The organism is Streptomyces sp. NPDC001980, from assembly GCF_040296885.1.
GTDB lineage: Bacteria > Actinomycetota > Actinomycetes > Streptomycetales > Streptomycetaceae > Streptomyces.
Map to the genome: position 1 here is coordinate 13,238 of NZ_JBEOYD010000005.1, position 24,040 is coordinate 37,277.

At 70.6% G+C, this 24,040-nt stretch carries 20 protein-coding genes; 19 read left to right on the forward strand and 1 reads right to left on the reverse strand.

The features are described 5' to 3' along the window. Positions 1 to 25: 25 nt before the first annotated feature. From ftsL to ABT137_RS09060, 15 genes are all read left to right on the forward strand, one after another. Positions 26 to 610, forward strand: a complete 585-nt coding sequence (gene ftsL / locus ABT137_RS08990) for a cell division protein FtsL (protein WP_351704791.1) — start codon at positions 26 to 28, stop codon at positions 608 to 610. Beyond that, entirely contained in the window at positions 607 to 2,607 is a 2,001-nt protein-coding gene (locus ABT137_RS08995) for a peptidoglycan D,D-transpeptidase FtsI family protein (RefSeq protein ID WP_502984493.1), read from the forward strand. Before ftsL ends, ABT137_RS08995 begins: the two co-directional genes overlap by 4 nt. Before the next feature lie 42 nt (positions 2,608 to 2,649). After that, positions 2,650 to 4,314 (forward strand): UDP-N-acetylmuramoyl-L-alanyl-D-glutamate--2,6-diaminopimelate ligase, encoded by a 1,665-nt coding sequence (locus tag ABT137_RS09000; protein ID WP_351704797.1) that lies wholly within the window; start codon positions 2,650 to 2,652, stop codon positions 4,312 to 4,314. Positions 4,315 to 4,318: 4 nt separating this feature from the next. Further along, positions 4,319 to 5,746, forward strand: coding sequence for a UDP-N-acetylmuramoyl-tripeptide--D-alanyl-D-alanine ligase (locus ABT137_RS09005; RefSeq protein WP_351704800.1), 1,428 nt, complete (start codon positions 4,319 to 4,321; stop codon positions 5,744 to 5,746). Then, positions 5,746 to 6,816, forward strand: a complete 1,071-nt coding sequence (gene mraY, locus ABT137_RS09010) for a phospho-N-acetylmuramoyl-pentapeptide-transferase (RefSeq protein ID WP_351497047.1) — start codon at positions 5,746 to 5,748, stop codon at positions 6,814 to 6,816. Before ABT137_RS09005 ends, mraY begins: the two co-directional genes overlap by 1 nt. Continuing rightward, on the forward strand, positions 6,798 to 8,216 hold the full coding sequence (murD, locus tag ABT137_RS09015) for a UDP-N-acetylmuramoyl-L-alanine--D-glutamate ligase (RefSeq protein WP_351704803.1): 1,419 nt from the start codon (positions 6,798 to 6,800) through the stop codon (positions 8,214 to 8,216). Before mraY ends, murD begins: the two co-directional genes overlap by 19 nt. Before the next feature lie 66 nt (positions 8,217 to 8,282). Further along, complete coding sequence (gene ftsW / locus ABT137_RS09020) at positions 8,283 to 9,638, forward strand: putative lipid II flippase FtsW (protein WP_351704806.1); 1,356 nt, start codon at positions 8,283 to 8,285, stop codon at positions 9,636 to 9,638. Positions 9,639 to 9,644: 6 nt separating this feature from the next. Then, on the forward strand, positions 9,645 to 10,733 hold the full coding sequence (gene murG, locus ABT137_RS09025; protein ID WP_089101081.1) for an undecaprenyldiphospho-muramoylpentapeptide beta-N-acetylglucosaminyltransferase: 1,089 nt from the start codon (positions 9,645 to 9,647) through the stop codon (positions 10,731 to 10,733). A gap of 29 nt (positions 10,734 to 10,762) precedes the next feature. Continuing rightward, complete coding sequence (locus ABT137_RS09030) at positions 10,763 to 11,560, forward strand: cell division protein FtsQ/DivIB (protein WP_351704809.1); 798 nt, start codon at positions 10,763 to 10,765, stop codon at positions 11,558 to 11,560. 277 nt (positions 11,561 to 11,837) lie between these two features. Next, the gene (ftsZ, locus tag ABT137_RS09035) at positions 11,838 to 13,034 is read left to right on the forward strand and encodes a cell division protein FtsZ (RefSeq protein ID WP_351704812.1); all 1,197 of its coding nucleotides are present in this window, start codon (positions 11,838 to 11,840) and stop codon (positions 13,032 to 13,034) included. Between the two features lie 10 nt (positions 13,035 to 13,044). Continuing rightward, on the forward strand, positions 13,045 to 13,773 hold the full coding sequence (gene pgeF, locus ABT137_RS09040; protein WP_351704815.1) for a peptidoglycan editing factor PgeF: 729 nt from the start codon (positions 13,045 to 13,047) through the stop codon (positions 13,771 to 13,773). A 6-nt stretch (positions 13,774 to 13,779) separates the two neighbouring features. Continuing rightward, positions 13,780 to 14,499, forward strand: a complete 720-nt coding sequence (locus ABT137_RS09045; RefSeq protein ID WP_351704818.1) for a YggS family pyridoxal phosphate-dependent enzyme — start codon at positions 13,780 to 13,782, stop codon at positions 14,497 to 14,499. Between the two features lie 126 nt (positions 14,500 to 14,625). Next, positions 14,626 to 15,267: a cell division protein SepF gene (locus ABT137_RS09050; RefSeq protein WP_351704821.1), complete on the forward strand. Its 642-nt coding sequence runs from the start codon at positions 14,626 to 14,628 to the stop codon at positions 15,265 to 15,267. 51 nt (positions 15,268 to 15,318) lie between these two features. After that, positions 15,319 to 15,603 carry a YggT family protein gene (locus ABT137_RS09055; protein ID WP_046729537.1) on the forward strand — a complete coding sequence of 95 codons (285 nt, stop codon included), beginning with the start codon at positions 15,319 to 15,321 and terminating at the stop codon, positions 15,601 to 15,603. Positions 15,604 to 15,658: 55 nt separating this feature from the next. Beyond that, positions 15,659 to 16,972: a DivIVA domain-containing protein gene (locus ABT137_RS09060; RefSeq protein ID WP_351704824.1), complete on the forward strand. Its 1,314-nt coding sequence runs from the start codon at positions 15,659 to 15,661 to the stop codon at positions 16,970 to 16,972. A gap of 283 nt (positions 16,973 to 17,255) precedes the next feature. Here the strand turns inward: ABT137_RS09060 and ileS are convergent, their stop codons facing one another. Beyond that, positions 17,256 to 20,393, reverse strand: coding sequence for an isoleucine--tRNA ligase (ileS, locus tag ABT137_RS09065; RefSeq protein WP_351704827.1), 3,138 nt, complete (start codon positions 20,391 to 20,393; stop codon positions 17,256 to 17,258). A gap of 593 nt (positions 20,394 to 20,986) precedes the next feature. Here ileS and ABT137_RS09070 point away from each other — a divergent pair. The 4 genes from ABT137_RS09070 to ABT137_RS09085 all read left to right on the forward strand — a co-directional run bounded on the left by ABT137_RS09070 (position 20,987) and on the right by ABT137_RS09085 (position 23,998). Next, entirely contained in the window at positions 20,987 to 21,835 is an 849-nt protein-coding gene (locus tag ABT137_RS09070; protein ID WP_351704829.1) for a TraR/DksA family transcriptional regulator, read from the forward strand. Positions 21,836 to 21,902: 67 nt separating this feature from the next. Then, positions 21,903 to 22,517, forward strand: coding sequence for a signal peptidase II (gene lspA, locus ABT137_RS09075; RefSeq protein WP_351704832.1), 615 nt, complete (start codon positions 21,903 to 21,905; stop codon positions 22,515 to 22,517). Positions 22,518 to 22,586: 69 nt separating this feature from the next. Next, positions 22,587 to 23,531 (forward strand): RluA family pseudouridine synthase, encoded by a 945-nt coding sequence (locus ABT137_RS09080; RefSeq protein WP_351704835.1) that lies wholly within the window; start codon positions 22,587 to 22,589, stop codon positions 23,529 to 23,531. Then, the gene (locus tag ABT137_RS09085; RefSeq protein ID WP_351704838.1) at positions 23,528 to 23,998 is read left to right on the forward strand and encodes a GNAT family N-acetyltransferase; all 471 of its coding nucleotides are present in this window, start codon (positions 23,528 to 23,530) and stop codon (positions 23,996 to 23,998) included. The genes ABT137_RS09080 and ABT137_RS09085 overlap by 4 nt, the downstream gene beginning before the upstream one ends. The last annotated feature ends 42 nt before the right edge of the window (positions 23,999 to 24,040 follow it).

The window sequence follows — 24,040 nt, forward strand, 5'->3', positions numbered from 1 at the left end:
GGTTCGCGGACCCACCGGAGGACACGTGAGTAGGAAACCCGAGCTGCGGGGGCGGGCGGCCCGGCTCGCCCGGCTGTTTCCGGCCGGCCGTGCCCGCCAGGCCGCCCGCACCCCGTTCGTCCTGCTCGTCGTCCTGCTCCTCGGCGGCGGCCTGATCGGCCTGCTGGTGCTGAACTCGGCGCTCAGCGAGGGCTCGTTCAAACTCGACGACCTGCAGAAGCAGACGAAGAACCTCACCGACGAGGAACAGGCGCTGCAGCGGGACATCGACGCCTACTCCGCCCCCGACGCCCTCCAGCGCCGCGCCCGCGAACTCGGCATGGTCCCCGGCGGCGACCCGGTCTTCCTCGGCCCGGACGGCACCGTGAAGGGCGTCCCCAGCCCCGCCGCCCTCCGGCAGACCACCGTGCCGCCCGCCCCCGAGGCGCTCGGCACGCAGTCCGCCACCGCGCCCGCGCCGACGGCCACCGGCTCCGCGCCGGTGACGGCACCCGCGGCCTCCGCGCCGGTGACGGCATCCGCGGCCTCCGCGCCGGTGACGGCATCCGGGCCGACACCCACCCCGGCCCTCACGCCCGGGACCGCCCCGACCACGACCCCCGGCAGGTGACGGAAGTGCCCGACACTTCTGGAAACAGGCAGCCGCCGCGCCGCCGCGTGCCCGGCCCCGCCAAGCCGCCCCGCCCCCGGGACCCCAGGGGTGCCGTCCGGAGCCGGTCCGCTCCCGGTCCCGGCGCCCGCCCGGTCCGCCGCCCGGGCGGACCGCGCCCCCCGGCCGCACCCCCCCTGCGCCTCGGCAGCCCCCGTCCCCGGCTGCGCATGGTCGGCCTCGCCCTGACCCTGGTGCTGATGGTCTTCGTCGGCCGCCTGCTCCAGGTCCAGGCCGTCGACGCCAGCGCGTACGCGGCGAAGGCCGAGCAGAACCGGTACGTCGTGCACACCCTGGCCGCCGAGCGCGGCGGGATCACCGACCGCAACGGCGTGGCGCTGGCGATCAGCGAGGACGCGTACGACATCACCGCCGACCCCACGATGTTCACCAGCAAGCAGCTCAAGGTGAACGACGGACCCGAGCAGGCCGCCGCGCTGCTCGCCCCGATCCTCGGCAAGAACCAGGCCGACCTCGTCAAGCTGCTGCGGCCGCAGAACAAGGACCTGCGCTACGTCCGGCTCGCCACCCGGCAGACCCCGCAGGTCTGGAAGCAGATCAAGGACCTGAAGACCGCGCTCACCACCAAGGCCGAGACCGGCAGCAACACCGTCAACGTGCTGGCCGGCGTCTTCGCCGACCCGAGCAGCCAGCGCGTGTACCCGAACGGCGACCTGGCCGCCGGGATACTGGGCTGGGTCAATGCCGACGGCAAGGGCGGCGGCGGCATCGAGCAGCAGCTCGACAAGGAGCTGACCGGCAAGGACGGCAAGATCCGCTACGCCCAGTCCGGCGGCCGCGAGGTGCCCACCGCGGGCTCCACCGAGACCCCGGCCGTGCCCGGCTCCGACGTCGAGCTCACCATCGACCGGGACATCCAGTGGGCCGCGCAGAACGCCATCACCGAGCAGGTCAAGAAGTCCAAGGCGGACCGCGGCTACGTGGTCGTCCAGGACACGCAGACCGGGCAGATCCTGGCGATGGCCAACTCGCCCGGCTTCGACCCGAACGACCTGTCGACGGCCGACGCCGACGCGATGGGCAACGCGGCCGTCCAGGACGCCTACGAGCCCGGCTCCACCGCCAAGGTGATGTCGATGGCGGCCGTCCTGGAGGAGAACGCCGCCACCCCGCTCACGCACGTGGTGGTGCCCAACCGGCTGCACCGCGGCGACCGGCTCTTCAAGGACGACGTCGACCACGCCACCTGGTACCTCACGCTCAACGGCGTGCTCGCCAAGTCCAGCAACATCGGCACCATCCTCGCCACCGGCCAGCTCGGCAAGACCCAGGAACAGGCCAACCAAGCCCTCTACTCGTACCTGCGCAAGTTCGGCATCGGCAGCTACTCCGGGCTGGACTTCCCCGGCGAGACCAAGGGCATCCTGGCCTCGCCGAACAAGTGGTCGACGTCGCAGCAGTACACGATTCCTTTCGGTCAGGGCTTCTCCATCAACGCCATGCAGGCGGCCTCCGTCTACTCGACGATCGCCAACGGCGGGGTCCGCGTCGAGCCGACCCTGGTGCGCGGCGCCAAGGGCGCCGACGGCCGCTTCACCCCGGCCGCCCAGCCCAAGAAGACCCGCGTGATCAGCCAGAAGACGGCCAAGACCCTGGCCGAGATGCTGGAGTCCGTCGTGGACGACGAGCAGGGCACCGGCGCCAAGGCGGCCATTCCCGGCTACAACGTCGCGGGTAAGACCGGTACCGCGAACCGAGTGGATCCGGCCACCGGCAGGTACCGCGGCTACACCTCGTCGTTCGCCGGCTTCGCCCCCGCCGACAAGCCCCGTATCACCGTCTACTGCGCCATCCAGAACGCCACCGCCGGCAGCTACTTCGGCGGCCAGATCTGCGGCCCGATCTACAAGCAGGTGATGGAGTTCGCCCTCAAGACCCTCCAGATCCCGCCGACCGGCGCCAAGGCGGCCGATCTTCCCGTCGACTACAAGCCCTGATCAGCGCCTCTGCACTTCGCACAGACCACCAGGAACGAGCTCGTGACAACGATCACCCCCGATCCCGGGAACCACGGGATGCCGCGCCCCTCGCTTCGCTCCGGAGCGGGTGCGCCCGGTACGCTCACCGCCGTGCCACACGCTGATCAGTCCCAAACCACCCAGAAGGGCGCTTCCGTGACATATCCGGGGCCGCCCAGGCCGGTTCAGGTCTCCGCAACACCCCTCGCGGAGCTCGCCGATCAGCTGGGTGCCGCCGAGCCGGAACCCGCGGAAAACACCGTCGACGTCACGGGCATCACCCATGACTCGCGCGCGGTCCGCCCCGGCGACCTGTACGCCGCCCTGCCGGGCGCCCGGCTGCACGGTGCCGACTTCGCCGCCCAGGCCGCCGGCCTCGGCGCGGTCGCCGTGCTGACCGACCCGACGGGCGCCGAGCGGGCAGCCGCGACCGGCCTGCCGGTCCTGGTCGTCGACGACCCGCGCGGGCGGATGGGCGAACTGGCGGCCACCATCTATGGCCGCCCGGGCCGTGACCTGCTCCAGATCGGCATCACCGGCACGTCCGGGAAGACCACCACGGCTTACCTGGTCGAGGGCGGTCTGAAGACCACGCGCAACACCGGTCTCATCGGCACCGTCGAGATGCGCATCGGCGACGAGCGCATCAAGTCCGAGCGCACCACCCCCGAGGCCACCGACCTCCAGGCCCTGTTCGCCGTGATGCGTGAGCGCGGGGTCGAGGCGGTCGCCATGGAGGTCTCCAGCCACGCGCTGGTCCTCGGCCGGGTCGACGGCTGTGTCTTCGACATCGCCGTCTTCACCAACCTCAGCCCGGAACACATGGAGTTCCACTCCGACATGGAGGACTACTTCCGGGCCAAGGCGCAGCTGTTCACCCCGGAACGCAGCAGACGAGGTGTGGTCAACGCCGACGACGAGTACGGCCGCCGGCTCGCCCGGGAGGCCTCCGTCCCGGTCGTCACCTACTCCGCGGAGGGCCACCCCGACGCCGACTGGCGGGCCGCGGACGTGCACATCGGCCCGATGGACTCGACGTTCACCGTCGTCGGGCCCGAGGGCGTCCGGATCGCCGCCAAGTCGCCGCTGCCGGGCCCCTTCAACGTGGCGAACACCCTCGCCGCGATCGTCGCCCTCGCCGTCGCCGGGCTCGACCCGCAGACCGCCGCCGACGGCATCGCCGCCGTGCCGGGCGTGCCGGGCCGCCTGGAGCGCGTGGACGCCGGACAGCCCTACCTCGCGGTCGTCGACTACGCCCACAAGACGGACGCCGTCGAGTCGGTCCTCAGGGCCCTGCGCAAGGTCACCAAGGGCCGGCTGCACATCGTCCTCGGCTGCGGCGGAGACCGCGACAGGACCAAGCGGGCCCCGATGGGCGCCGCCGCGGCCCGGCTCGCCGACATCGCCGTACTGACCTCCGACAACCCCCGCTCCGAGGACCCGCTCGCGATCCTCGCGACCATGCTCGAAGGCGCCGCCTCGGTGCCCGCCCACGAGCGTGGCGAGGTGCTCCTCTTCGAGGACCGGGCCGCCGCGATCGAGGCCGCCGTCGCCCGCGCGCACCCCGGCGACACCGTGCTGGTCGCCGGCAAGGGCCACGAGCAGGGCCAGGACATCGCCGGCGTGATCCGTCCCTTCGACGACCGCCAAGTGCTTCGCGAAGCTATCCAGAAGACCCAGGGATGAACTTGTGATCGCCCTCTCTCTCGCCGAGATCGCAGAAGTCGTCGGCGGGCAGACGCACGACATACCGGATCCGTCCGTCCAGGTCACCGGCGAGGTCGTCCGGGACTCCCGCGAGGTGGGGCCGGGCAGCCTGTTCGCCGCCTTCGTGGGCGAGCGCGTGGACGGCCACGACTACGCCGCCCAGGTCGTCGAGCAGGGCGCGGTCGCCGTACTGGCGTCGCGCCCCGTCGGTGTGCCCGCGATCGTCGTGGACGACGTCACCAAGGCACTGGGCGCCCTCGCCCGTCACGTGGTGACGCTGGCCGGTGCGACCCTGGTCGCGCTCACCGGCTCGGCGGGCAAGACCAGCACCAAGGACCTCATCGCCCAGGTGCTGAACAGCCGGGCACCCACGATCTGGCCCCAGGGCAATCTCAACAACGAGATCGGCCTGCCCCTGACCGCACTGCGTGTCACACGGGAAACGCAGTACCTCGTGCTGGAGATGGGCGCGCGGTACATCGGCGACATCCGCTACCTCACGAGCCTGACGCCCCCGAGGATCGGCCTGGTACTCAACGTCGGTACGGCCCACATCGGCGAGTTCGGCGGCCGGGAGCAAATCGCCCAGGCCAAGGGCGAGATGGTCGAGTCCCTGCCCGCGGCCGAGGACGGCGGCGCCGCGGTCCTCAACGCCGACGACCCGTTGGTGCGGGCCATGGCCTCCCGTACCAAGGCGAAGGTGGTCCTTTTCGGAGAGTCGGCCGAAGCGGACGTACGGGCCGAGAACGTACGACTCACGGACACGGGACAGCCCGCGTTCAGCCTTCACACACCCTCCGGTGCAAGCGATGTGACCATGCGCCTGTACGGTGAGCACCACGTGTCGAACGCGCTCGCCGCGGCCGCCGTCGCCCATGAGCTGGGCATGTCCGCGGAAGAGATCGCCCTCGCGCTCTCCGAGGCGGGCTCCCTCTCCCGCTGGCGTATGGAGGTCACCGAGCGCCCGGACGGCGTGACCATCGTCAACGACGCCTACAACGCCAACCCCGAGTCCATGCGAGCCGCGCTGCGCGCGCTCGCGGCCATGGGCACAGCCTCACAGGCAAAGGGGGGACGCACGTGGGCGGTGCTCGGCAAGATGGCCGAGCTCGGGGACGAGGCGCTCGCCGAGCACGACGCGGTCGGACGGCTCGCCGTCCGGCTCAATGTCGGCAAGCTCGTCGCCGTCGGGGGAGTGGAAGCCTCCTGGCTGCAACTGGGCGCATATAACGAGGGTTCGTGGGGTGAGGAGTCGGTGCACGTGTCCGACGCACAGGCGGCGGTCGACCTGTTGCGCAGCGAGTTGCGCCCGGGGGACGTCGTACTCGTCAAGGCGTCACGGTCGGTGGGCCTGGAGAGCGTTGCCCAGGCGCTCCTCCAGACCGGTGCCGAGGGTGTTGATGCCCGATGATGAAGCAGATCCTCTTCTCGGGCGTCATCGGTCTCTTCCTGACCCTGATCGGCACCCCGCTGCTGATCAAGCTCCTCGCCCGCAAGGGCTACGGCCAGTACATCCGTGACGACGGCCCGCGAGAGCACGCCAGCAAGCGCGGTACGCCGACGATGGGCGGTATCGCCTTCATCCTGTCGACGGTCGCCGCCTACTTCCTGTCCAAGGTGATCACCGGCTACACCCCGACCTACTCGGGCGTGCTGGTGCTCGGCCTGATGTGCGGGATGGGTCTGGTCGGCTTCCTGGACGACTACATCAAGATCGTCAAGCGGCGTTCGCTCGGTCTGCGGGCCAAGGCGAAGATGGCCGGGCAGCTGATCGTCGGCATCTCCTTCGCGGTGCTGTCGCTGCAGTTCGCCGACGCCCGCGGCAACACCCCTGCCTCCACCAAGCTGTCGTTCATCACGGACTTCGGCTGGACCATCGGCCCGGTGCTGTTCGTGGTCTGGGCGCTGTTCATGATCCTCGCGATGTCCAACGGCGTGAACCTGACCGACGGTCTGGACGGTCTGGCCACCGGCGCCTCCGTGCTCGTCTTCGGCGCCTACACGTTCATCGGCGTCTGGCAGTTCCAGGAGTCCTGCGCCAACGCGACGACCCTGACCAACCCGAACGCCTGCTACGAGGTGCGCGACCCGCTGGACCTCGCGGTCATCGCCTCCGCGCTGATGGGCTCCTGCCTCGGCTTCCTGTGGTGGAACACCTCGCCGGCCAAGATCTTCATGGGCGACACCGGTTCGCTCGCGCTCGGCGGTGTCCTCACGGGCCTGGCGATCCTCTCCCGCACGGAGCTGCTCGTCGCCATCATGGGCGGCCTCTTCGTCCTCATCACCATGTCGGTCGTCATCCAGGTCGGCTCCTTCCGGCTCACCGGCAAGCGCGTCTTCCGGATGGCACCACTCCAGCACCACTTCGAACTCAAGGGCTGGTCCGAAGTCCTTGTGGTGGTCCGCTTCTGGATCATCCAGGGCATCTGTGTGATTGTCGGACTCGGCCTCTTCTATGCAGGATGGGCAGCGGACAAGTGACCGACTGGCAGGGCAAGCACGTCACCGTCGCCGGGCTCGGCGTCTCCGGTGTCCCGGCGGCCAAGGTTCTCCACGCGCGCGGGGCGGTCGTCACGGTCGTCAACGACGGCGACGACGCACGCGCGCGTGAACAGGCCGCCGAACTGGAGGCCCTGGGCGTCACGGTACGGCTCGGCGACGGCGCCACCCTGCCCGAGGGCACCGAGCTGATCGTCACCGCGCCCGGCTGGAAGCCGGACAAGCCCCTGTTCCAGGCGGCCCGCGCGGCCGGCATCGAGATCTGGGGCGACGTCGAACTCGCCTGGCGGCTCCGCGGCCCCGGCGCCGCCCCCTGGCTCGCCGTCACCGGCACCAACGGCAAGACCACCACCGTCCAGATGCTGGCGTCGATCCTGAAGGCCGCGGGCCTGCGCACGGCCGCCGTCGGCAACATCGGCGTCTCGCTGCTCGACGCGGTCCTCGGGGACGAGGAGTACGACGTCCTCGCGGTGGAGCTGTCCAGCTACCAGCTGCACTGGGCGCCCTCGCTGCGCGCCCACTCGGCGGCCGTGCTGAACCTCGCCCCCGACCACCTCGACTGGCACGGCTCCATGGAGGCGTACGCCGCCGACAAGGGCCGCATCTACGAGGGCAACCGGGTCGCCTGCGTGTACAACGTCGCCGACAAGCTCACCGAGGAACTGGTCCGGGAGGCCGACGTCGAGGAGGGCTGCCGGGCCGTCGGCTTCACCCTCGGCACCCCGGGCCCCTCCCAACTCGGGGTCGTGGACGGCATCCTCGTCGATCGTGCCTTCGTCGAGAACCGGCAGAAGAACGCGCAGGAACTGGCCGAGGTCTCCGACGTCAACCCGCCGGCCCCGCACAACATCGCCAACGCCCTTGCCGCCGCGGCCCTCGCCCGCGCCTTCGGGGTGCCGCCCACGGCCGTACGGGACGGGCTGCGGGCCTTCACGCCGGACGCCCACCGCATCGCGCACGTGGCCGACGTCGACGGGGTCGCGTACGTCGACGACTCCAAGGCGACCAACACCCATGCGGCGGAAGCCTCGTTGGCGTCATATAAGTCGATCGTATGGATTGCGGGCGGTCTGGCGAAGGGGGCGACCTTCGACGAGCTGGTCGCCAAGTCGGCAAAGCGACTTCGCGGTGCGGTGCTCATCGGCGCCGATCGCGCCCTCATCCGGGAGGCCCTCGCGCGACACGCGCCGGAAGTCCCGGTCGTCGACCTCGACCGGACCGACACTGGGGCGATGCTCGCGGCGGTCCAGGAGGCGCGGCGACTCGCCGTCGCCGGAGACACGGTGCTGTTGGCACCCGCCTGTGCCTCCATGGACATGTTCGCCAACTACAACAAGCGCGGTGACGCGTTCGCCCAGGCGGTTCGCGAACTCGGCGCCTGACCCGGCCGCCTGCCGGGCGACCTTGGGAGGGACGCGTGGGACGGTCGACGTTCAGCGGAGGCGTTGATGTCCGGTAGCCGCACCGGCCGCCCGCCCGTACAGCGGGCGGTCCGCCGGCCCGCCGCGCCCCGCGCCTCGCGCGAGAACCCGCTGCGGCGGTTCTACACGCGCGCCCACCGGGCCTGGGACCGGCCGCTCACCGCGTACTACCTGATCCTCGGCGGCAGTCTGCTGATCATCGTGCTGGGCCTGGTGATGGTCTACTCGGCCTCCCAGATCACCGCGCTGCAGATGTCGCTGCCGGGCTCGTTCTTCTTCCGGAAGCAGTTCCTGGCCGCCTGCATCGGGGGCGTGCTGCTGCTCGTGGCGTCGCGCATGCCGGTGAAACTGCACCGGGCGCTCGCCTACCCGATCCTCGCCGGGGCCGTCTTCATGATGGCGCTGGTGCAGGTGCCCGGGATAGGGATGTCCGTCAACGGCAACCAGAACTGGATCTCCCTCGGCGGCTCCTTCCAGATCCAGCCCAGCGAGTTCGGCAAGCTCGCCCTGGTGCTGTGGGGCGCCGACCTGATGGCGCGCAAGCAGGAGAAGCGGCTGCTGACCCAGTGGAAGCACATGCTGGTGCCGCTCGTTCCGGTGAGCTTCCTGCTGCTCGGGCTGATCATGCTCGGCGGCGACATGGGCACGGCGATCATCCTGACCGCGATCCTCTTCGGTGTGCTGTGGCTGGCGGGGGCGCCGACCCGGCTGTTCGCCGGGGTGCTGTCCATCGCGGGCGTGCTCGGTGTGATCCTCATCAAGACCAGCCCCAACCGCATGGCCCGGCTCGCCTGCATCGGCGCCACGGAGCCGAAGAGCGGTGTCGCCGACTGCTGGCAGGCGGTTCATGGCATCTACGCCCTGGCCTCCGGCGGACTCTTCGGATCCGGCCTCGGTGCGAGTGTGGAGAAATGGGGACAACTCCCCGAGGCCCACACCGACTTCATCTTCGCCGTCACCGGTGAGGAACTGGGCCTGGCGGGGACGCTGTCGGTACTGGCCCTCTTCGCGGCTCTAGGCTATGCGGGTATCCGCGTGGCCGGACGCACGGAGGACCCCTTCGTGAGGTACGCCGCGGGAGGCGTGACCACCTGGATCACCGCCCAGGCAGTGATCAACATCGGTGCGGTGCTCGGCCTGCTGCCGATCGCCGGCGTCCCCCTCCCGCTGTTCTCCTACGGAGGCTCCGCCCTGCTGCCGACCATGTTCGCCATCGGGTTGCTGATCGCCTTCGCGCGCGACGAGCCCGCTGCGCGGGCGGCGCTTGCGATGCGGCAACCTCGCTTTGGTAGAAAGCGGGGAGCCGGGGGCCCTCAGGGGCCTCGGAGATGGAACACGATGCGACGGCGTGCCTCGGTGGCGCGCTCGTCCGGAGAGCGGTGAATTTCGGTGCATGTCGTACTCGCTGGTGGGGGGACCGCCGGCCACATCGAGCCCGCGCTCGCCCTCGCGGACGCCCTGCGCAGGCAGGACCCCACCGTGGGGATCACGGCCCTGGGCACGGAACGCGGCCTGGAGACCACGCTCGTCCCGCAGCGGGGCTATGAGCTGGCGCTGATCCCGGCGGTGCCGCTGCCCCGCAGGCCCACCCCCGAGCTGATCACCGTCCCCGGCCGGCTGCGCGGCACCATCAAGGCCGCCGAGCAGATCCTGGAGCGCACCAAGGCGGACTGCGTCGCCGGCTTCGGCGGCTATGTGGCCCTGCCCGCGTACCTCGCCGCCAAGCGCCTCGGCGTGCCGATCGTGATCCACGAGGCCAACGCCCGCCCCGGCCTGGCCAACAAGATCGGCTCCCGGTACGCCGCGAAGGTCGCCGTCTCCACCCCGGACAGCAAGCTGCGCGACGCCCGCTACATCGGCATCCCGCTGCGCCGCTCCATCTCCCTCCTGGACCGCGCCGCGGCCCGCCCCGAGGCCCGGCACCGCTTCGGCCTCGACCCCAACCTGCCCACGCTGCTCGTCTCCGGCGGCTCCCAGGGTGCCCGCCGCCTCAACGAGGTCATCCAGCAGGTCGCGCCCTGGCTGCAGCAGGCCGGCATCCAGATCCTGCACGCGGTCGGCCCGAAGAACGAACTGCCGCAGGTACACCAGATGCCGGGAATGCCCCCGTACATCCCGGTAAGTTACCTGGACCGGATGGACCTCGCGTACGCCGCGGCCGACATGATGCTCTGCCGCGCGGGCGCGATGACCGTCGCCGAACTCTCCGCCGTCGGGCTTCCGGCCGCCTATGTCCCGCTGCCCATCGGTAACGGCGAACAGCGGCTGAACGCCCAGCCGGTGGTCAAGGCCGGCGGCGGCCTGCTGGTCGACGACGCGGAACTCACCCCGGAGTGGGTGCAGCAGAACGTCCTGCCCGTGCTCGCCGATCCGCACCGGCTGTACGAGATGTCCCGCGCGGCAAGTGAGTTCGGCCGCCGGGACGCCGACGACCTGCTCGTCGGCATGGTCTACGAGGCGATCGCCTCGAGCCGATAGGACCGTATGACGAAAGGCAAGTGAGTAGCGTGGCCGGACCGACCACCACCGCCGAACGCGGTGAACGCCAGCAGGAGTCGTCCGGCCCGCCGCTCGTCCGCCGGCTGCGGAACCGCCGCTTTCGTAGGATCGTCATTCTGGTGCTGTCCGTGGTGCTCCTCGGGTCCGGCTCCGTCTGGGTCCTGTACGGCTCCCCATGGCTGCGGGTGCGCCATGTCTCCGTGTCCGGTACGGCCGTTCTGACCCCCGAGCAGGTCCTCGAGGCCGCCGACGTCCCCGTCGGGGCACCGCTGGTCTCCGTCGACACCGACGGGATCGAGGCCCGGCTGCGCCGGAACCTGCCCCGCATCGACACGGTGGACGTCGTCCGTTCCTGGCCCCGCGGAATCGGGCTGAAAGTGACCGAGCGTACTCCCGTGCTGCTCATCGAAAAGGGCGGAAATTTCACCGAAGTGGACAAGGAGGGCGTCCGGTTCGCCACAGTTTCGCAAGCGCCCCAAGGTGTTCCGGCGCTGGAATTGAGTCTGTCCCGGTCGGGTTCGGCCACCGCGAGCCTGCGCCGGTTCGGCACCGACCGGCTGGTGCGGGAGGCGGTCGATGTCGCGCGTGCCATTCCGGCCGCCGTCCGCCGGGACACCCGGACCCTCAAGGTCCGTTCCTATGACGACATCTCGCTGGAGTTGGGCGGCGGCCGCATCGTGGAGTGGGGCAGTTCCGAGAACGGTGCCGCGAAGGCGCGTACGCTCACCGCACTCCTGAAAGCCGCTTCCGGTGCCCGGCACTTCGACGTGAGTGTTCCCACCGCCCCTGCGTCATCGGCGAGTTGACGCACATCAGCGCAGGCCAGCACCCTGGTTGGGCACTGCTACGGCTGATCACATAGGGTGAAAAGAAAAACGGGAGGTTCGGCGTGTTCGTTGAACGGGCGCCACTTGTCGACTTAGTGTCCTGTTCAGAAGACTTCAAGGAACGGACACACTGGTAACCCTAAACTTCAACGTTAGGGTTCGGGTCGGCGCTACGGACCGTCCCAATCGGCATCTGCCGCCCCGCGCGGACCCCGCACGTGGACGGCAACGTAATTCGAGGCGAGAGGCCTTCGACGTGGCAGCACCGCAGAACTACCTCGCAGTCATCAAGGTCATCGGTGTCGGCGGCGGTGGTGTCAATGCCATCAACCGGATGATCGAGGTCGGTCTCAAGGGCGTCGAGTTCATCGCCATCAACACCGACGCACAGGCGCTGTTGATGAGCGACGCCGACGTCAAGCTCGACGTCGGCCGTGAACTCACCCGGGGACTCGGCGCCGGCGCCAACCCGGCCGTCGGCCGCAAGGCCGCCGAGGACCACCGCGAGGAGATCGAGGAGGTCCTCAAGGGGGCCGACATGGTCTTCGTGACGGCCGGCGAAGGCGGCGGCACCGGCACCGGCGGCGCGCCCGTCGTGGCCAACATCGCGCGCTCGCTGGGCGCCCTCACCATCGGCGTGGTCACCCGCCCGTTCACCTTCGAGGGCCGGCGCCGCGCCAACCAGGCCGAGGACGGCATCGCCGAACTCCGCGAAGAGGTCGACACCCTCATCGTCATTCCGAACGACCGGCTGCTGTCCATCTCGGACCGCCAGGTCTCCGTGCTGGACGCCTTCAAGTCGGCCGACCAGGTCCTGCTCTCCGGTGTCCAGGGCATCACCGACCTCATCACCACGCCCGGCCTGATCAACCTCGACTTCGCCGACGTCAAGTCGGTCATGTCCGAGGCCGGTTCGGCCCTCATGGGCATCGGCTCGGCCCGCGGCGACGACCGCGCGGTGGCCGCCGCCGAGATGGCGATCTCCTCGCCGCTCCTGGAGGCCTCCATCGACGGCGCCCGGGGCGTGCTGCTCTCCATCTCCGGCGGCTCCGACCTCGGCCTGTTCGAGATCAACGAGGCCGCCCAGCTGGTCAGCGAGGCCGCCCACCCCGAGGCCAACATCATCTTCGGCGCGGTCATCGACGACGCCCTCGGCGACGAGGTCCGCGTCACCGTCATCGCGGCCGGCTTCGACGGGGGCCAGCCCCCGGCCCGCCGGGACAACGTCCTCGGCTCGTCCTCCGCCGGCGCCCGCCGCGAGGAGCCCGCTCCGGCCCGGCGCGAGCCCGAGCGCCCCTCCTTCGGCTCGCTCGGCAGCGTGACCCCGAAGGAGGAGCCGGAGCCGGCGCCCGAGCCGGTGGCGGACATCCCGATCGCCCCGCCGGTCCCGCAGTCCCGTTCCTACACGGACAGCGCGGCCGAGGAACTGGACGTACCGGACTTCCTCAAGTGATCCTTACGACGTGATAGGACAGCGCGAGACCGTGAGCGGCGCGCACTTCGCCTTCACCGACAGGTGGGGCGGGGTGAGCGCCGCTCCGTATGAGGAGCTCAACCTGGGCGGCGCGGTCGGCGACGACCCCGGCGTGGTACGGACCAACCGGGAGGTCGCCGCCAAGTCGCTCGGCCTGGAACCCGGCCGGGTGGTCTGGATGAACCAGGTCCACGGAAACGACGTTGCCGTCGTGGACGAGCCCTGGGGAGACCGGCCGGTGCCCGAGGTCGACGCGGTGGTCACCACGCGCCGGGGGCTCGCCCTCGCCGTGCTCACCGCCGACTGCACGCCGGTCCTGCTCGCCGACCCGGTCGCCGGGATCGTGGCCGCCGCCCACGCGGGCCGGCCCGGCATGGTCGCCGGAGTCGTCCCCGCCGCCGTACGCGCCATGACGGAACTCGGTGCCGACCCGGTCCGGATCGTCGCCCGCACCGGACCGGCCGTCTGCGGCCGGTGCTACGAGGTGCCGGAGGCGATGCGCGCCGAGGTGGCCGCCGTCGAGCCGACGGCGCACGCCGAGACCAGCTGGGGCACACCGGCGGTGGACGTGAGTGCCGGAGTGCACGCACAGCTCGTGCGCGCCGGAGTGCTCGACCGGGCGCAGTCGCCGGTGTGCACGCTGGAGTCGGGCGATCACTTCTCGTACCGGCGGGACCGCACCACCGGGCGGCTCGCCGGCTATGTGTGGCTGGACTGATGGGACATGACGGACCGTAAGACCGAGATCGCCGGAAACCTGGCGAAAGTGGAGGAGCGCATCGCCGCCGCCTGTGCGGCGGCCGGGCGCAAGCGGGAAGAGGTGACCCTGATCGTGGTCACCAAGACCTACCCGGCGAGCGACGTGCGGATCCTGTCGGGGCTCGGGGCGCGCCATGTCGCCGAGAACCGGGATCAGGACGCGGCCCCCAAGGCCGCCGAATGTTCGGATCTGCCCTTGGTTTGGCACTTTGTCGGTCAATTGCAGACCAATAAAGTGCGATCCGTAGTGGGTTATGCGGATCTCGTGCAGTCCGTCGATCGTTCCAAGCTCGTGGACGCGCTGTCCAGGGAGGCGGTGCGGGCCGGGCGTGAGGTCGGGTGCCTCCTCCAGGTCGCGCTCGACGCGGGCGCGAGCGGCAGAGGGGAGCGCGGCGGCGTGTCGCCGGGCGGAATCGAAGAGTTGGCCGCCCTCGTCGCCGGCTCGCCGGGACTGCGGCTCGACGGCCTCATGACCGTCGCACCGCTCACCGGGGAGTACGCGGGGCGCCAACGCGCGGCGTTCGAGCGGATGATGGATTTGTCGACTGACCTGCGCCGGGCCCATCCGGCTGCGAACATGGTGTCCGCAGGGATGAGTGCGGACCTCGAGGACGCAGTGGCCGCCGGAGCGACACATGTACGCGTCGGCACTGCGGTACTCGGAGTCCGCCCCAGGCTCGGGTAACGTCGCCAAGAAGTCGGACCACAGCAGAAAATATGGTCAATGCGGCCCAGAGCGGGCACAACGGCCACGTGGATCGCGGGACTTGGCAGTCGTCACCGATCCACCACAGAGCGGAGGACTCAGAGCATGGCCGGCGCGATGCGCAAGATGGCGGTCTACCTCGGCCTCGTGGAGGACGATGGGTACGACGGCCGCGGATTCGACCCCGATGACGACTTCGAGCCTGAACTGGACCCGGAGCCCGAGCGGGACCACCGACGGCACGAGCCGTCGCACCAGTCCCACGGTTCACACCAGTCCCAAAGGGACGATTCGGTACGAGTGGTACAGCCGTCGCCCCCGCGCGAACCGGTGTCGCATTCCGCTTCGCTCCCCGCGGAATCAGGACGCCCGGCGCGCATCGCCCCCGTGGCGTCCATCACACAAGAACGCGCAAGCCTGGAGAAGAACGCACCGGTGATCATGCCCAAGGTCGTGTCGGAACGAGAGCCTTACCGGATCACCACGCTTCACCCCCGGACCTACAACGAGGCCCGTACCATCGGGGAACACTTCCGTGAGGGCACCCCGGTGATCATGAATCTGACTGAGATGGATGACACAGACGCGAAGCGACTTGTCGACTTTGCGGCCGGTTTGGTGTTTGGTCTTCACGGCAGCATCGAGCGGGTGACGCAGAAGGTGTTCCTGTTGTCGCCTGCTAACGTCGATGTCACGGCGGAGGACAAGGCCCGCATCGCAGAGGGCGGGTTCTTCAACCAGAGCTGAGACGCAAGACCGGTAATAGGCACGGAAACAGGGGAGAGGGAAAGCACGGACATGAGCGTGTTCCTGGATGTGATCTACATCGCGCTGATGTGCTTCCTCATCGTGCTGATCTTCCGGTTGGTCATGGACTACGTGTTCCAGTTCGCCCGCTCATGGCAACCCGGCAAGGCGATGGTGGTCGTACTTGAGGCCACCTACACTGTCACCGATCCACCGCTCAAGCTTCTGCGGCGGTTCATCCCGCCGCTGCGTCTCGGGGGCGTGGCGCTCGACCTGTCCTTCTTCGTACTGATGATCATCGTCTACATCCTGATCGCGATCGTTGGTCGGCTGTGATGAGCGATGTGACCTACCGTCTTGCCGATGCCGACGACTACGTTGAGGTGAAGAGATGCCGTTGACCCCCGAGGACGTGCGGAACAAGCAGTTCACGACCGTCCGCCTCCGAGAAGGCTATGACGAGGACGAGGTCGATGCCTTCCTCGATGAGGTCGAAGCCGAACTGACGCGCCTGCTCCGCGAGAACGAGGACCTGCGTGCCAAGCTGGCCGCGGCCACGCGCGCTGCTGCCCAGAACCAGCAGAACATGCGCAAGCCTCCGGAGCCGCAGGACCAGCAGGGCGGCATGCCTCAGGGCGGGATGCCGCAGCAGGGCATGCCTCAGCAGGGCGGCATGCCTCAGCAGGGCATGCCTCAGGGCGGGATGCCGCAGCAGGGCATGCGAGGCCCCGGCGCTCCGGTGCCCGCCGGCATATCGGGCCCGCCGCAGCAGCAGATGGGTGGCCCCATGGGCGGTCCCCCGCAGCTGCCGAGCGGCGCCCCGCAGCTGCCGGCCGGTCCCAGTGGCCAGGGCGGTCCGCAGGGTCCCGGTCCGATGGGCCAGGGTCCGATGGGCCAGGGTCCGATGGGTCCCGGTCCGATGGGCCAGGGTCCGATGGGCCAGGGTCCGATGGGTCAGGGCATGGGCCAGGGTCCCGGCCCGATGGGTCAGGGCACGATGGGTCAGGGCATGGGCCCGATGGGTGGCCAGCCCCCCATGCAGCAGCAGATGGGTGGCCCGATGGGCGGCCCCATGGGTGGTCCGATGGGCGGCCCCGGTCAGGGCCCCGGTGGCGACAGCGCCGCCCGTGTCCTCTCGCTGGCCCAGCAGACCGCCGACCAGGCGATCGCCGAGGCCCGCTCCGAGGCCAACAAGATCGTCGGCGAGGCCCGCAGCCGCGCCGAGGGTCTGGAGCGTGACGCCCGTGCCAAGGCCGACGCGCTGGAGCGGGACGCGCAGGAGAAGCACCGCGTCGCCATGGGCTCCCTGGAGTCCGCGCGCGCCACGCTGGAGCGCAAGGTCGAGGACCTGCGCGGCTTCGAGCGCGAGTACCGCACGCGTCTGAAGTCGTACCTGGAGTCGCAGCTGCGTCAGCTGGAGACCCAGGCCGACGACTCCCTGGCGCCGCCGCGCACCCCGGCCGCGGCCTCCCTGCCGCCGTCCCCGGCGCCCTCCATGGCCCCGGCCGGCGCGAGCGCCCCGTCCTACGGCGGCAACCCGTCGATGGGCGGCCCGTCCCCCGCTGCCCCGTCCTACGGCGGCCAGCAGCAGATGACGCCGGCGATGACCCAGCCGATGGCGCCGGTACGTCCGCAGGGCCCGTCCCCGATGGGCCAGGCGCCGTCCCCGATGCGCGGCTTCCTCATCGACGAGGACGACAACTGACGGCGGGCGCGTAGCGCGCGTAGCCGTCGGCAGAGCACCACAGGGCGGGGCCCCGGATTCCGATCCGGGGCCCCGCCCTTTTACGCGGATTGCGCGAGCATCCCGAGGGGCGCGGGGAGCCGCGCACGCTCACGGCGCCGACATGTGCCTGAAGGGGCGCTGGGGGTGCCCCCGGCCGAAGGCTGGGGGAGGAACCGCGCACAGCACCTGCTCCGACCCGCACCTACGAGAGGGGCCCGATCCCCACCGCGGAGACCGGGCCCTTCTCGAACAGGCGGGACGCTTACGCCTTGCGCAGGCGGAACGTCAGCGAAAGCCCCTCGTCGGTGAAGGGATCGCCGTAACCGTCGTCCCCCTCGCCCTGGGAGAAGTCGGTCGCCAGCACCTCGTCGGCGATCAGCGGAGCGTGCTCCGCCAGCGCCGCGATCACCGCCGGGTCGGTCGACACCCACCTGAGCGCGATCCGGTCGGCGACATCCAGCCCGCTGTTCTTGCGCGCCTCCTGGATCAGCCGGATCGCGTCCCGGGCGAGCCCGGCCTGCCGCAGCTCCTCCGTGATCTCCAGGTCGAGCGCGACGGTCGCACCGGAGTCGGACGCCACCGACCAGCCCTCACGAGGCGTCTCCGTGATGATCACCTCGTCAGGGGCCAGCGTCACCGTCTCACCCTCGACCTCGACCGACGCCGTGCCCTCGCGCAGCGCCAGCGACAGCGCGGCCGCGTCCGCCGCGGCGACCGCCTTGGCGACCTCCTGCACCCGCTTGCCGAACCGCTTGCCCAGCGCCCGGAAGTTGGCCTTCGCGGTCGTGTCGACCAGGGAGCCGCCCACCTCGGAGAGGGACGCCAGCGAGGAGACGTTCAGCTCGTCGGTGATCTGCCCGTGCAGCTCCGGGTCGAGCGCGTCGAAGCCGACCGCCGCGACCAGTGCCCGGGACAGCGGCTGCCGCGTCTTGACGCCCGACTCCGCGCGCGTGGCCCGGCCGAGCTCCACGAGCCGTCGTACCAGGACCATCTGCTTCGACAGCTCCGGGTCGATCGCGGACAGGTCGGCCTCCGGCCACGACGCCAGGTGCACCGACTCCGGCGCGCCCGGGGTCACCGGCGCCACCAGGTCCTGCCACACCCGCTCGGTGATGAACGGGGTCAGCGGGGCCATCAGCCTGGTGACGGTCTCCACGACCTCGTGCAGCGTGCGCAGCGCGGCCTTGTCGCCCTGCCAGAACCGGCGCCGCGAACGGCGGACGTACCAGTTGGACAGGTCGTCGACGAACGCGGAGAGCAGCTTGCCGGCGCGCTGGGTGTCGTACGCCTCCAGCGCCTGCGTCACCTGGTCGGTGAGCGCGTGCAGCTCGGAGAGCAGCCAGCGGTCCAGGGCCGGGCGGTCGGCCGGGGCCGGGTCCGCCGCGCTCGGCGCCCAGTTCGACGTACGGGCGTACAGCGCCTGGAAGGCGACCGTGTTCCAGTACGTCAGCAGCGTCTTGCGGACGACCTCCTGGATCGTGCCGTGCCCGACCCGGCGGGCCGCCCACGGGGAGCCGCCGGCCGCCATGAACCAGCGCACCGCGTCCGCGCCGTGCTGGTCCATCAACGGGATCGGCTGCAGGATGTTGCCCAGGTGCTTGGACATCTTGCGGCCGTCCTCGGCGAGGATGTGGCCCAGGCAGACCACGTTCTCGTACGACGACTGGTCGAAGACCAGCGTGCCGACGGCCATGAGGGTGTAGAACCAGCCGCGGGTCTGGTCGATCGCCTCGGAGATGAACTGCGCCGGGTACCGGCTCTCGAACAGCTCCTTGTTCTTGTACGGGTAGCCCCACTGCGCGAACGGCATCGAACCCGAGTCGTACCAGGCGTCGATGACCTCGGGCACGCGCGTGGCCGTCCTGGCGCACTGCGGGCACGCGAAGGTGACCTCGTCGATGAACGGGCGGTGCGGGTCCAGCTCCGACTGGTCCGTGCCGGTCAGCTCGGTCAGCTCCGCGCGGGAGCCGACCACGGTGAGGTGGTCGTCCTCGCAGCGCCAGATCGGCAGCGGGGTGCCCCAGTAGCGGTTCCGGGACAGCGCCCAGTCGATGTTGTTGTTCAGCCAGTCCCCGTACCGGCCGTGCTTGACCGTCTCCGGGAACCAGTTCGTCTTCTCGTTCTCCGCGAGCAGGCGGTCCTTGATCGCCGTCGTGCGGATGTACCAGGAGGGCTGCGCGTAGTAGAGCAGCGCGGTGTGGCAGCGCCAGCAGTGCGGGTAGCTGTGTTCGTACGGCAGGTGCTTGAAGAGGAGGCCGCGCTGCTTGAGGTCCTCGGTGAGCTGCTCGTCGGCCTTCTTGAAGAAGACGCCGCCGACCAGCGGCACGTCTTCCTCGAAGGTGCCGTCCGGGCGGACCGGGTTCACCACCGGCAGGCCGTAGGCGCGGCAGACCTTGAGGTCGTCCTCGCCGAAGGCGGGGGACTGGTGGACCAGACCCGTACCGTCCTCGGTCGTGACGTACTCCGCGTTCACGACGTAGTGCGCCGGTTCCGGGAACTCCACCAGCTCGAACGGACGTTGATAGGTCCAGCGCTCCATTTCGGCGCCGGTGAAGGTCTGGCCCGTGGTCTCCCAGCCCTCGCCGAGCGCCTTGGCGAGAAGCGGTTCGGCGACGACGAGCTGCTCCTCGCCGTTGGTCGCGACGACGTAGGTGACCTCCGGGTGCGCGGCGACCGCCGTGTTGGACACCAGGGTCCACGGGGTGGTCGTCCACACCAGGAGAGCGGCCTGGCCGGCGAGCGGACCGGAGGTGAGCGGGAAACGGACGTACACGGAGGGGTCGACGACCGTCTCGTAGCCCTGCGCCAGCTCGTGGTCGGACAGGCCGGTGCCGCAGCGCGGGCACCAGGGGGCGACGCGGTGGTCCTGGACCAGCAGACCCTTGTCGAAGATGGTCTTCAGCGACCACCAGACCGACTCGATGTACTCGGGGTCCATGGTCACGTAGGCGTCGTCCAGGTCGACCCAGTAGCCCATGCGGGTCGTCAGCTCGGAGAACGCGTCGGTGTGGCGGAGCACGGACGCCCGGCACTTGGCGTTGAACTCGGCGATGCCGTACTTCTCGATGTCCGGCTTGCCGCTGAAGCCCAGCTCCTTCTCGACCGCCAGCTCGACCGGAAGGCCGTGGCAGTCCCAGCCGGCCTTGCGGGCCACGTGGTAGCCGCGCATGGTGCGGAAGCGGGGGAAGACGTCCTTGAAGACACGCGCCTCGATGTGGTGGGCGCCGGGCATGCCGTTGGCGGTGGGCGGGCCCTCGTAGAACACCCACTCGGGGCGGCCCTCGGACTGCTCCAGGGTCTTGGCGAAGATCTTCTGCTCGCGCCAGAAGTCGAGCACGGCGTGCTCAAGGGCGGGCAGGTCGACCTGTGCGGGCACCTGGCGGTACGTCGGCGCTGTCATCTGCGAGCTTCCTCCAACGGACTTGCTGCCTTCCGTCGGAGGGACGAGAGCCTTGTCTTCCGTACGCCGTGTGCGGCGCGCTCCCGCGGTACCACCCTCCTTGGCCCTCCGGACGCCGTACGCGCCGGTGAGCCCCCTCATTGGGGTCGCGAAGCCGGCTCTACCGACCCTTGCGGGGCTTTCTTCCGGCGGCTCCGGGGTGATCTTCACGTCGCGCTCGCCCCCGGGCTCCCACCGTCCCCGGGTCGCTCTGGGCTGCGTACGCCGCTACTCGTCCCCATCCACGCTTCTCGCTCCGCCCAGTGTACGGCGCCGCACGGACAGCGGCCGACCCGTTTTCCGGGCGCCGCCGGGGCGGAGCGGTCCACCTGCCGAGATGACCCGAATGGCGAGGTACGCGTGTTCGCATCCTGGGATGTCCGGCTCGGCGGATTACCGCGCGGGGAGCTGGGCACAACGGATGCATACCTGCTGCGTGGGGGGTGCGGGGCAGGCGGATCGGGCGGCGTGCCCCGTTGCCGCGGGACTCAAGTCGATTTATCGTCCCAGCACGATTCGCGTGCAAGATCACAATATGTGAAGGGGCCGCGGCCATGGTGGCGAAGAAGACCGCCGTACAGCAGTCGGCGTCCGGCCGGTCCAGGGGCGCGGCTGCCTCCGACGGCGACACCGAAGGGGGCGGCGGACAGCAGGGCACGCGCGCGACAGCGGCGGCTCCTGCCAGGAAAACCCCGGGTGAAAAGGGGCCCGCCAAGAAAGAGGCCGCGAAGAAGGCGCCCGTGGGGAAGCCGGCCCAGAAGAAGGCCGCCACGAAGAAGGCCGACGGGGCGAAGTCGGAGAAGGCGGAGAAGAGCGCGTCCAAGGCCGCGGCGACGAAGACCGCGGCGGAGAAGAGCACGGCCAAGAAGAGCACGGCCAAGAAAGCGGGCGCGGCGCGGGCCGCGAAGCAGACGGGAGCCACGACGGTGGTTGCGAAGAAGACTCCTGGCACGGCCACGGCGGCGGACACCGCCGTCCCCAAGGCGCGGGTCGCCACGGCGGCTCCGGGCGAACTCGCGGTGCGTCCGGGCGAGGACCCGTGGACGCCGGAGGAGGTCGAGGAGGCGCGCACCGGGCTGATGGCCGAGGCGATGCGGCTGCGCGCCGAGCTCGACGCGTCCGAGAGCTCCCTGGCCGGGCTGATGCGGGACTCCGGGGACGGCGCGGGTGACGACCAGGCCGACACCGGCACCAAGAACATCACCCGCGAGCACGAACTGGCGCTGGCCGCCAACGCGCGCGAGATGCTCGAACAGACCGAGCGCGCCCTGCAGAAGCTCGACGCGGGCACCTACGGCCTGTGCGAGAACTGCGGGAACCCCATCGGCAAGGCCCGGATGCAGGCCTTCCCGAGGGCCACCCTGTGTGTGGAGTGCAAGCAGAAGCAGGAACGCCGCTACTGAGCATCGGGGTCCCCTGGGGCGTGCCGTAGTCTCGTCCCGAGGCAGGCACCTAGGTTGAGGGACTCACGTGGCAGAGGCGGAACGCATCATCGGTACGCCGGGCACCCCGGACGACGGCGGCGAGCGGACGGCGGCGCCCGACGCGTCCGGTGCGGCCGGTGCGGATCAGCAGTCCACCGCGGAGCGGCGGCCCGGCCGCGGGCGCCGGATCGCCGTGCTGTTCGCGGTGGCCGCCTTCGCTTACGCCCTCGACCTGGCCAGCAAGATGATCGTGGTCGCGAAGCTGGAGCACCACGCGCCGATCGAGGTCATCGGCGACTGGCTGGAGTTCCACGCGATCCGCAACCCGGGCGCGGCCTTCGGCTTCGGCGGCGCCTTCACGATCATCTTCACGGTGATCGCCGCGGCCGTGATCGTCGTGATCTTCCGCCTGGCGCGCAAGCTGTACAGCTTCCCCTGGGCGGTCGCGCTCGGCCTGCTGCTCGGCGGCGCGCTAGGCAACCTCACCGACCGGATCTTCCGCTCGCCGGGGATCTTCGAGGGCCAGGTCGTCGACTTCATCGCGCCCAAGGGCTTCGCGGTGTTCAACCTGGCCGATTCCGCGATCGTCTGCGGCGGCATCCTGATCGTGCTGCTCTCCTTCCGCGGCCTGGACCCGGACGGGACCGTCCACAAGGACTGACGCGGGGGCGGGAGGGGCCCGCAGGGGCTTGCGTACGGGGCTGTCGGCGCTGTCCGGCATACTCGACGGGTGAGTACGATTCCCGAGATCCGAACCCTGCCCGTGCCCGACGGCCTGGAGGGCGAGCGCGTCGACGCCGCCATCTCCCGCATGTTCGGCTTCTCTCGTACCAAGGCGGCCGAGCTGGCCGCGGCGGGCAAGGTCCAGGTCGACGGCTCGGTGGTCGGCAAGTCCGAGCGGGTGCGCGGCGGGGCCTGGCTGGAGGTCGAGATGCCGGGGGCGCCCGCGCCCGTGCAGATCGTCGCGGAGCCCGTCGAGGGCATGGAGATCGTGCACGACGACGAGGACGTGGTCGTGATCGTCAAGCCGGTCGGTGTGGCCGCACACCCCTCGCCGGGCTGGACCGGCCCGACCGTGATCGGCGGCCTTGCCGCCGCCGGCTACCGCATCTCCACCTCCGGCGCCGCCGAGCGCCAGGGCATCGTGCACCGCCTCGACGTCGGCACCTCCGGCCTGATGGTGGTCGCCAAGTCGGAGCGGGCGTACACGTCGCTGAAGCGCCAGTTCAAGGAGCGCACGGTCGACAAGCGCTACCACACGCTCGTGCAGGGCCACCCCGACCCGACCAGCGGCACCATCGACGCCCCGATCGGCCGCCACCCGCAGCACGACTACAAGTGGGCGGTCACGGCCGACGGCAAGCCCTCCGTGACCCACTACGACCTCGTCGAGGCGTTCCGTGCGGCCTCCCTGCTCGACGTGAAGCTGGAGACCGGCCGTACCCACCAGATCCGCGTCCACATGGCCGCCCACCGCCACCCCTGCGTCGGCGACCTGACCTACGGCGCCGACCCGACGCTCGCCAAGCGCCTGCGCCTGACCCGCCAGTGGCTGCACGCCGTCCGGCTCGGCTTCGAGCACCCCGGGGACGGCGAGTGGGTCGAGTTCGCCAGCGACTACCCGGCCGACCTGCAGGAGGCGCTCGACCAGGTCCGTGCGGAGACCTACGGATGAGCACACGCGCGTACGCGGTCCGCGTCGCCGAGGACCCGGCCGACCTGGAGGCGTGCTTCGCGGTGCGCAAGCAGGTCTTCGTGGTCGAGCAGGGCGTCCCCGAGGACCTGGAGTACGACGAGTACGACCCGGTCGCCGTGCACGTCCTGGCGGTCCGCGAGGACGGCGTGCCGCTCGGCACCGGCCGGCTGCTGTACGGCGAGGTGGCCGCGGCCAAGACCGGCGGCGACCTGTCCCTCGGCTCGCTGGGCCGGCTCGCGGTCTCCGGGGAGGCCCGCGGCCTCGGCGTAGGCGTCGCCCTGGTCCGGGCGATCGAGGAGGCCGCACGCGCGCGGGGCCTGACCGCGGTGGACCTGCACGCGCAGACCCACGCGCTGGGCTTCTACGAGCGGCTGGGCTACGAGCCGTACGGCCCGGAGTACGAGGAGGCGGGCATCCCGCACCGGGGGATGCGCAGGGTTCTGTAGCCGGCATGGCACGCTGGAGGCCCGCTGTGTGATCGTCGACAC

Bases quoted from the DNA above. Each gene is read 5' to 3' on its own strand.
- ABT137_RS09060 (WP_351704824.1), top strand. From the start codon at position 15,659: ATGCCGTTGACCCCCGAGGACGTGCGGAACAAGCAGTTCACGACCGTC.
- mraY (WP_351497047.1), top strand. From the start codon at position 5,746: ATGAAGCAGATCCTCTTCTCGGGCGTCATCGGTCTCTTCCTGACCCTG.
- ABT137_RS09055 (WP_046729537.1), top strand. From the start codon at position 15,319: ATGAGCGTGTTCCTGGATGTGATCTACATCGCGCTGATGTGCTTCCTC.
- ileS (WP_351704827.1), bottom strand. From the start codon at position 20,393: ATGACAGCGCCGACGTACCGCCAGGTGCCCGCACAGGTCGACCTGCCC.
- ABT137_RS09070 (WP_351704829.1), top strand. From the start codon at position 20,987: ATGGTGGCGAAGAAGACCGCCGTACAGCAGTCGGCGTCCGGCCGGTCC.
- ABT137_RS09045 (WP_351704818.1), top strand. From the start codon at position 13,780: ATGACGGACCGTAAGACCGAGATCGCCGGAAACCTGGCGAAAGTGGAG.
- ABT137_RS09085 (WP_351704838.1), top strand. From the start codon at position 23,528: ATGAGCACACGCGCGTACGCGGTCCGCGTCGCCGAGGACCCGGCCGAC.
- ftsW (WP_351704806.1), top strand. From the start codon at position 8,283: ATGTCCGGTAGCCGCACCGGCCGCCCGCCCGTACAGCGGGCGGTCCGC.
- ABT137_RS09050 (WP_351704821.1), top strand. From the start codon at position 14,626: ATGGCCGGCGCGATGCGCAAGATGGCGGTCTACCTCGGCCTCGTGGAG.
- murD (WP_351704803.1), top strand. From the start codon at position 6,798: ATGGGCAGCGGACAAGTGACCGACTGGCAGGGCAAGCACGTCACCGTC.